Genomic DNA, 6,626 nt, shown 5'->3' with positions numbered 1-6,626 from the left:
GCAGATAAATCAGCAACAGCAACGTCCCCGACCACACCGCGTAGCAGCCCAGACTGAAACCGTCGTAGCGCCGCGCATGATGTTTTTGCAGGGCGAAATAGAGGCTCCAGGAAAGCGCCGCCAACAAGATCAACAAGCCATGGGCATTGATAGCGCCCAGGCCCTTGTCGCCACTGACCACGATCACCACGCCGACAAATCCAAGCAGCACACAACCCCAACGCCAGATGCTGACGCGGTCCTTGAACACAAACCGCGCCAGCAGCGTGCTGAATAACGGGCTCGATTGCGCCAGCACGCTGGAAGCCCCGGCACTGATGCCTTGCTGGCCGATGTTCAACGCGACGTGATGCAGGCTGACGGCAAAGAAGCCCAAGGCAAACAGTAACGGCACATCGCGCCACTGCGGCAGGCGAATGCCTTTGAAAATTGCGATCAGCGCCATCAACAGCGACGCCAGCAGAAAACGCAGCAAGGCCAGATGTCCGGGCTCATACCCTTGCAAGCCGATGTGAATGCCAGTGGGCGAATAGCCCCAGCAGCCGATGACAAACGCCATGGCCAGGATGATTTTGCAGGTAGAAGTGGAAGTCATGATCGAGGCACCAGGGCAGTGGATGCGCCGAGTATCCGGGCGCCCGATAATTCGCCACAACTGACTTATACTGCGCTGACTGTTCACTCAGAGTGATGATTATGGAGCTGGCGCAAATCCGCATGTTCAAGACTGTTGCCGATGTCGGCAGCATTGCCCGGGCCGCCGAAAAGCTGTTCTGCGTGCCGTCGAACATCACTGCGCGGATCAAAGCGCTGGAGGCCGAGTTGGGCGTGGCGCTGTTCTTGCGCGAGGGGCGCGGACTGCGCATCAGCCCGGCGGGGCAGACCTTTCTGGTTTATGCGCAAAAGATTCTGGCGCTGACCGTCGAAGCCAAACGCGCGCTCGACCCGGCCGCCGAGCCGTCCGGACCGCTGCGCATCGGCGCCATCGAGTCTTCGGCGACCGGGCGCTTGCCGCGCCTGCTGGCGAAATTCCACAAGCGCTACCCGCAAGTGGCACCGGAACTTACCACCGGCACCTGGAGCCAGTTGCTCGACGACACCGTCAACCATCGCCTGGATGGTGCGATCGTGGCGGTAGATGTCGAACGTGCTCAGCTCAAACGCACGCCGATGTATCGAGAGGAATTGTTACTGATCGCCTCGACTTCATTCGGCCCGGTGCGTGACATCGCGGATCTGCAAGACAAAACCCTGTTCATGTGGCCACCGGGTTGCCCATACCGCGCGGCACTTGAGCATTGGTTACTGCGCCGAGGGCAGGCGCTGCCGATTGTCAGTCTGGCCAGTTACGGAGCGATTGTCGGCTGCGTCAGCGCCGGCGCGGGGGTGGCGCTGGTGCCCAGGGGCGTGTTCGAGCAGTACGCCAAAGGCGCGGGCTGCGAGGGTTACGAGTTCGCTGAACTGATGGCGATCGAGAATTTGTTTTACTGGCATGAAAACGCCGGCGTGCACCCGGCGCGAGATGCATTTGTGGCGATGTTGCGGGAGGAGTTTGCCCAATAGAAAAGCGGCCCTCACCCCAGCCCTCTCCCGGAGGGAGAGGGGGCCAACCGAGGTGTCTTGCGCCAGACATCGACCTGAAAGTCCGAGCCGCTTATGGATTCACGAGCACAACCAGCGCTGTGTAGTTTGCGGATTCAGCGGTCCCCGTTCAGGTCAGCGTACCTCTGAAATATCCCCCGATCAGTCCCCTCTCCCTCTGGGAGAGGGCTAGGGTGGGATTCAGGTCCGCGGCAAATCCCGCATCAACAACCCAAAGCGCAAGTCCACCGCATCCGGTATCGGCACGTACACCGTATGCCCGTCCCCCAGCGCCACTTCGATCGCTTGGCCGCTGACACTCTGCAATTCATGCAGATCAAAATGGAAATTGCCCTTGGGCGTCATCAGTTCCAGATGATCGCCCACGGCAAAACGATTCTTCACTTTCACCTCGGCCAGGCGGTCCCGGCGCTCGCCGGTCAGCTCGCCAACGAACTGCTGCCGCTCCGACACCGAACTGCCGTGCTGATAGTTCTGATATTCGTCGTGCACATGGCGGCGCAGAAAACCTTCGGTATAGCCGCGCTGGGCCAGCGACTCGAGATCCAGCATCAGGCTGCGATCGAACTCGCGTCCGGCCACGGCATCATCGATCGCCCGGCGATACACCTGAGTGGTGCGTGCGCAGTAGAAATGCGATTTGGTCCGGCCTTCGATCTTCAATGAATGCACGCCCATGCGCGTCAGCCGCTCGACATGCTGCACCGCGCGCAGATCCTTGGCGTTCATGATGTAGGTGCCGTGTTCGTCTTCGAAAGCCGGCATCAATTCATCGGGACGATTGGCTTCCTGCAACAGAAAGACCTGATCGGTCGGTGCGCCGAGGCCTAGCGTGGGCTCGGGTTGAAAGGTCTGGACGATCTCGCCGAGCTGGTTTTGTGTGGCTTCTTGCGCCGTGTACTTCCAGCGGCAGGCGTTGGTGCAGGTGCCCTGATTGGCATCGCGCTTGTTCATGTAACCGGAAAGCAGGCAGCGCCCGGAATAGGCCATGCATAGCGCGCCGTGCACGAACACTTCCAGCTCCATACCCGGCACCTGCTCGCGGATTTCGCCGATCTCTTCCAGCGACAGTTCGCGCGACAGAATGATCCGGCTCAGTCCCTGTTGCTGCCAGAACTCGACGCTCGCCCAATTCACCGTGTTGGCCTGCACCGACAGATGAATCGGCATCTGCGCAAAGTGCTGGCGCACCAGCATGATCAGGCCGGGGTCGGACATGATCAGCGCATCCGGGGCCATCTCGATCACCGGCGCCAGATCCTTGAGAAACGTCTTCAGCTTGGCGTTGTGCGGGGCGATGTTGACCACCACGTAGAAGCGCTTGCCCTGCGCCTGCGCCTCACGGATGCCCAGCGCCAGGTTGGCGTGGTCGAATTCGTTGTTGCGCACCCGCAGGCTGTAGCGCGGCTGGCCGGCGTAGACCGCATCGGCGCCATAAGCGAAGGCGTAACGCATGTTTTTCAGGGTGCCGGCGGGGGCGAGAAGCTCGGGGGCGATGAGAGTCTGCATTTGGGTGTCGGTCGCAAAAGCCGCGCAGGGTAGGGCAGCTGTTGCGAGGGTTTATTGATCTGGATCTATGCTCCATGAATAAACATGGCACTCGCGCGCTCGGCGGCTGACTAAGTGGGGCGGGCGTGCGTGACGCCTGACTGACATGGACCGGATATGAACGAAAAGAGTCTGCAATTCAAATCCCTGACAGTGCTGCTGGTGCTGGTCACGGTGGCTTTTATCTGGATTCTGCTGCCGTTTTACGGCGCGGTGTTCTGGGCTGTGATCCTCGGCATTCTGTTTGCGCCGGTACAGCGCAGGTTGCAGCAGAAGTTCGGCTTGCAACGCAACGTGACGTCGCTGTGCACCTTGAGCCTGTGCCTGGTGATCGCGATTCTGCCGGTGATCATCGTCAGCATCCTGCTGGTGCAGGAAGGCGCGACGGTCTACAAGAACATCGAAAGCGGCGAGCTGGACATCGCTGCGTATCTGGCGCAGTTCAAGCACAGCCTGCCGCCGTACTTTCAGCACTTGCTCGACCGCTTCGGCATGGGCGAACTCGACAGCTTGCGCGAGAAGATCGTCAAAGCGGCGATGCAGGGCAGCCAGGCGCTGGCGACTCAGGCTTTCAGTTTCGGCCAGGGCACGTTCGAATTCGTGGTGAGCTTTTTCATCATGCTGTATCTGCTGTTTTTCTTTCTGCGTGACGGCCCTGAGCTGGCGCGCAAGATGCGCACTGCCGTGCCGCTGGAAGAAAACCACAAGCGCCGCCTGCAACTGAAGTTCAACCGCGTGGTGCGCGCCACGGTCAAAGGCAACGTGGTGGTGGCCGTGACCCAAGGCGCGCTGGGCGGGTTGATTTTCTGGTTTCTCGACATTCCCAGCGCGCTGCTCTGGGCGGTGCTGATGGCGTTTCTGTCGCTGTTGCCAGCGGTGGGCGCGGGGATTGTCTGGGCGCCGGTGGCGGTGTACTTCCTGCTCAGCGGCATGATCTGGCAGGGCGTGGTGCTGGGCTTGTTCGGGGTATTCGTGATCGGCCTGGTCGACAACGTGCTGCGCCCGATTCTGGTGGGCAAGGATACGAAAATGCCCGATTACCTGATTCTGGTTTCCACCCTCGGCGGCCTCGCGGTCTTCGGCCTCAACGGCTTTGTGATCGGACCGCTGATTGCCGCGTTGTTCCTGTCGAGCTGGGCGCTGTTCGTCGAGACCAAGCCCAAGGTGCAGCTGCCTTAGGCATGAAACGTGTTGCTGGCGACCTGTTGCGACAAGGCCTGCGCTGCTGGCAAGGAGGTGAGCGGGCCGCTGATTGGCTCGCCATCGCGCACCAGATACCAGCAAGCGAGCAAACCGGATGCACGCAGCGAAGCGGGAACTGCGCTGCCGATCACCGACATGATTTGAACCTGTGCCATGGGAAAAACTCCATCAAACTGATGGGGCTACCTTAGGGATTTGCCGGCACGACGGACAATCAACGCTTTCGATAGTGGTCATTGATGCCAGTGAGGTCTGGCGTCATTCGACCACTTGATCGAGCATGTGCATGACTTCGCGCTCATTGAGCAGGCCCTTGTGCACGAGGTTTTCGGCGAGCAGGGACAGCAGCTTGGCGCAGCGATGGCCTTCCAGATGCTTGAGCTCGGTAAGTGCGCTGTACACCTTGCTCGAGGTGCACAGACCGACGATGCGGTGCGGGTTTTGTGTGGGCATACAGTCGTCCTTGTTGTTATCGATCTGTTGTTTACGGACGGATTCAGATTGCGGTTCCGTCATGACAAAGCGGTGACCGTTTGATGAAAAAAGCCCGACGGTCGATTCCATCATGCCGACTTTAGCTGGTCGAATTGTCCTCACAGCGACCTTGGCGCGATTTTTTCAGACGTTGCCCGACCAACGGTCATAAAAAAGCCCCGCTCGAAAGCAGGGCTCTGTGTTGCGCTTACCAGCGTGGACCGCCGTAGTAGCCATGCGGGCCGCCGTAGTAGCCGTGGGGGCGACCGTAATAACCACGAGGCGGGCCGTAATAGACGGGGGCCGGTTGCACGTAGACCGGTTGTTGTACATACACCGGCGCCGGTTGGTAGTAAACCGGTGGCGGCGGTTGCTGCACGTAGACCGGTTGCGGCTGCACATAAACCGGTTGTTGCTGCACATACACCGGCCGATCCTGGTTGATCAGTGCCGAGCCGATGATGGCCGAGCCGACGATCGCGCCAAACACTGCAGGGCCCTGCCAGCCATGGCCACCACCCGCTTCAGCCTGACCGGTGACGGCAAGTGCGCCAATCAACAAAGCCATGATGGGAAGTTTACGAATCATGATAAGTCCTCGGTTCTTCGACCCGGCGCCGCGGCCTGAATCAGGCCCACAGTTGTCGCGGGGATACAGCTAAGACAGCAAATTTGCGAAATTCAGCACAGCCGCTGGGTAAATTTTGTGTAAGGTCTGTAGCGGCTTCTTTACCCGGCTGCGCGGCGCCACAGACAAGCCGCAATGATGATTCAGAACCCGGTGGGCTGGCCAATCCCGTCCATCCGAAAGTGCGTTTGAAGGAGAAGTTTCATGCAGATGAACCCGAACAAAGACACCCAACTGTGCATGTCCCTATCGGGGCGGCCGGGGAATTTCGGTCTGCGTTTTCACAACCATTTGTATGAACAGCTGGGCCTGAATTTCTATTACAAAGCGTTCAGCAGCCAGGACCTGACCGGCGCGGTCGGCGGCATCCGGGCACTGGGCATTCGCGGCTGCGGCGTGTCGATGCCGTTCAAGGAAGCCTGCATTGCGCTGGTCGATGAGCTGGATGCGTCGGCGGCGGCGATCCAGTCGATCAACACCATCGTCAACACTGGCGGCCACCTCAAGGCCTACAACACCGATTACATCGCCGTCGCGCAATTGCTGGAAAGCCACGCGGTGCCGAAAGATTCGACCTTCGCCCTGCGCGGCAGCGGCGGCATGGCCAAAGCGGTGGCCAGCGCCCTGCGCGATGGTGGCTACCAGAACGGTTTGATTGTCGCCCGTAACGAGCGGGCCGGACGCGCCCTGGCGGATTCGCTGGGTTATCGCTGGCAGGCCGAGCTGGGTGACGAGCGCCCGCAGATGCTGATCAATGTCACCCCGGTAGGCATGGACGGCGGGCCGGAGGCGGGGCAACTGGCGTTCGAGCCTGAAGTGATCAAAGCGGCTGAGACTGTATTCGACGTGGTGGCGATCCCTTCGGAAACGCCGCTGATCGTGCGGGCGCGGGCCGAGGGCAAGCGCGTGATCACCGGGCTTGAGGTGATTGCTATTCAGGCGCTGGAGCAATTTGTCCTGTACACCGGGGTGCGGCCGAATGAGGCGCAATTTGCGGCGGCGGTGGATTTTGCGCGCAGCTGATTGATCTTTTAGTGGCTGGGCTGGCCTCTTCGCGAGCAGGCTCGCTCCCACAGGTTGAGCTGGAATGCGATTGAATGTGGGAGCGAGCCTGCTCGCGAAGGCGGCGCTGCGGTTCTGGATCACTATCTATAATCCTCGCCAGCACGCA

At 60.3% G+C, this 6,626-nt stretch carries 8 protein-coding genes; 3 read left to right on the top strand and 5 right to left on the bottom strand.

Annotated features, from left to right (window positions below):
• Positions 1-595, bottom strand: a 595-nt coding sequence (locus tag V8J63_RS19365; protein ID WP_336464503.1) for a DMT family transporter, incomplete at its 3' end; no start/stop codon positions are given.
• Positions 596-696: 101 nt separating this feature from the next.
• Here V8J63_RS19365 and V8J63_RS19360 point away from each other — a divergent pair.
• Positions 697-1,563, top strand: coding sequence for a LysR family transcriptional regulator (locus V8J63_RS19360; RefSeq protein ID WP_336464502.1), 867 nt, complete (start codon positions 697-699; stop codon positions 1,561-1,563).
• Between the two features lie 219 nt (positions 1,564-1,782).
• On the opposite strand, the gene trhP is transcribed toward V8J63_RS19360, so the two are convergent.
• Entirely contained in the window at positions 1,783-3,111 is a 1,329-nt protein-coding gene (gene trhP, locus V8J63_RS19355; protein WP_130889167.1) for a prephenate-dependent tRNA uridine(34) hydroxylase TrhP, read from the bottom strand.
• A gap of 156 nt (positions 3,112-3,267) precedes the next feature.
• Here trhP and V8J63_RS19350 point away from each other — a divergent pair, with 156 nt between their 5' ends.
• A complete protein-coding gene (locus V8J63_RS19350) occupies positions 3,268-4,329 on the top strand; it encodes an AI-2E family transporter (RefSeq protein WP_024013473.1) in 1,062 nt (353 codons plus the stop codon).
• Here V8J63_RS19350 and V8J63_RS19345 read toward each other — a convergent pair.
• The 3 genes from V8J63_RS19345 to V8J63_RS19335 form a co-directional block, all read right to left on the bottom strand.
• On the bottom strand, positions 4,326-4,508 hold the full coding sequence (locus tag V8J63_RS19345) for a hypothetical protein (RefSeq protein ID WP_016770690.1): 183 nt from the start codon (positions 4,506-4,508) through the stop codon (positions 4,326-4,328). The two genes, V8J63_RS19350 and V8J63_RS19345, sit on opposite strands and share 4 nt — an antisense overlap.
• Before the next feature lie 103 nt (positions 4,509-4,611).
• Positions 4,612-4,806: a hypothetical protein gene (locus tag V8J63_RS19340; RefSeq protein WP_016770691.1), complete on the bottom strand. Its 195-nt coding sequence runs from the start codon at positions 4,804-4,806 to the stop codon at positions 4,612-4,614.
• A gap of 229 nt (positions 4,807-5,035) precedes the next feature.
• Positions 5,036-5,416 carry a hypothetical protein gene (locus V8J63_RS19335; protein WP_024013471.1) on the bottom strand — a complete coding sequence of 127 codons (381 nt, stop codon included), beginning with the start codon at positions 5,414-5,416 and terminating at the stop codon, positions 5,036-5,038.
• A 243-nt stretch (positions 5,417-5,659) separates the two neighbouring features.
• On the opposite strand from V8J63_RS19335, the gene V8J63_RS19330 reads away from it, so the two are divergent.
• Positions 5,660-6,478, top strand: coding sequence for a shikimate 5-dehydrogenase (locus tag V8J63_RS19330; RefSeq protein ID WP_071172956.1), 819 nt, complete (start codon positions 5,660-5,662; stop codon positions 6,476-6,478).
• Positions 6,479-6,626: the final 148 nt, after the last annotated feature.

It is taken from the genome of Pseudomonas sp. CCNWLW23 (assembly GCF_037095675.1).
Lineage (GTDB): Bacteria > Pseudomonadota > Gammaproteobacteria > Pseudomonadales > Pseudomonadaceae > Aquipseudomonas > Aquipseudomonas atacamensis.
Note: the sequence above shows the minus strand (reverse complement) of the source record. Positions and strands in the feature narration are given on the sequence as shown.